The sequence below is a fragment of the Verrucosispora sp. SN26_14.1 genome (assembly GCF_004307965.1).
Classification (GTDB): domain Bacteria; phylum Actinomycetota; class Actinomycetes; order Mycobacteriales; family Micromonosporaceae; genus Micromonospora.
This window is the reverse complement of record NZ_SISL01000782.1, coordinates 1-1,346: the sequence shown is the minus strand read 5'-3', so window position 1 is coordinate 1,346 and position 1,346 is coordinate 1. Positions and strand designations below refer to the sequence as shown.

The following is a 1,346-nucleotide window of genomic DNA, read 5'->3' as shown; positions in this document are numbered from 1 at the left end:
AGTGTCGCGGTGGCGGCGAGTTGACGGCGGCTGGTGCCGAGGGCGGTCCGCAGGGCGGTCTCGTCGGCGCGTATGCCGGCGGTCAGCCGGCCGGCGAGGACGAGTGCCGTCGCGGTCAGGACACCGCCGAGAACGGCGATGGCGAGCACGAGGGTGGCGGTGGCGTGCCGTTGCTCGTCGGCGGTACGCAGGGTCAGCGGCAGGTCGGAGGCGACCCGAGCGAGCCGGACGCGCTCGCCGAGGGTCCCGGCCAACAGACTGTCGGCGTTACGGACGGCCCCGGCCACCGTCTCCAGGTCGCGGCGGGTGACCTGGGACAGGTCCGGATGGGCCGTGACCTCCATCCGGTCGACGGTGGCACCGGTGGTGAGCAGGTCGGTGAGGTCGACGAGGAACGGTCCGTAGGCGTTGACCGGCTGCCGGAAACGGCCGTCCTGGTGGCCGGTGGCGACGCCTGCCGCGGCCAACGGGTCGCGGTCCCAGCCGCGACCCGGCATCGGGCGCACCACACCGACGACGGTCACGTCGACGGCCGGGACGGGATCGTGGGCCAGCTCGGCGCCGAGGCGTACCCGGTCGCCGGGGGTGAGGCCGAGCAACCGGGCGGTGGACTCCAGCACCACTGCGTCACCACGCCCGCGCGGCCAGCCCCCGGCGATCAGCTCGGCTCGGGTCGGCAGGTCGTCGAGCCCCGACAGGTACGCCTGGGCCGGCACGGTGGTGCCCGCAGCGAGCCCGGGCGGTAGCGCCCGCAGCACGGTCGAGGCCCGCGCGGTGGTGGTCACCGGGAACGGGGCGAGCGCGGCGGCCAGCACGGTGCGGGTGTCGGCGGCGACGGACCGCGCGTCCGGACCCTCGACGCTGCCGGTGTAGACGGTCACGTCGACGTCGGCGGGAGCGGCGCGACCCATGGCGACCTCCAGCGCCCGCTCGGCGGTGCGGGTGTTCAGCAGGGTGCAGGTGCCCAGCAGGGTCGCACCGACCGTGACCACCCCGATCAGAGCCGCCAGCAACGGCCACTGCGCGCGGGCACGCCGGCTGACCAGCCTCAGCATCGGCACGTCACTCCGCGCCTGGCACGGGCTCGTCCGGCCGTCCGGCCGCCTCGTCGTGAAGCTGCCCGTCGTGGATCCGGAGCACCCGGTCGGCCAACGCCATCATCACCGGATCGTGGGTGGACACCAGGGCGGTGACGCCCTCGGACTCGACCACCCCACGCAGCAGGGCCATCACCGACAGGCCGGTCTCCGCGTCCAGTTGCCCGGTGGGTTCGTCGGCGACCAGGAGCCGGGGCGAGGCGGCCAGCGCACGGGCGATCGCCACCCGCTGCTGCTGGCCGCCGGAGA

Annotated in this window: 1 protein-coding gene and 1 pseudogene; both read right to left on the bottom strand. The window is 75.2% G+C overall.

Annotated elements, in window-relative coordinates; translation table 11 throughout:
* Window positions 1-1,055: pseudogene (locus tag EYA84_RS31870) on the bottom strand (permease); the annotation flags it as partial.
* Window positions 1,056-1,062: 7 nt separating this feature from the next.
* The coding region (locus EYA84_RS31865) for an ATP-binding cassette domain-containing protein (RefSeq protein ID WP_131057859.1) at window positions 1,063-1,346 on the bottom strand (284 nt) is incomplete at its 5' end.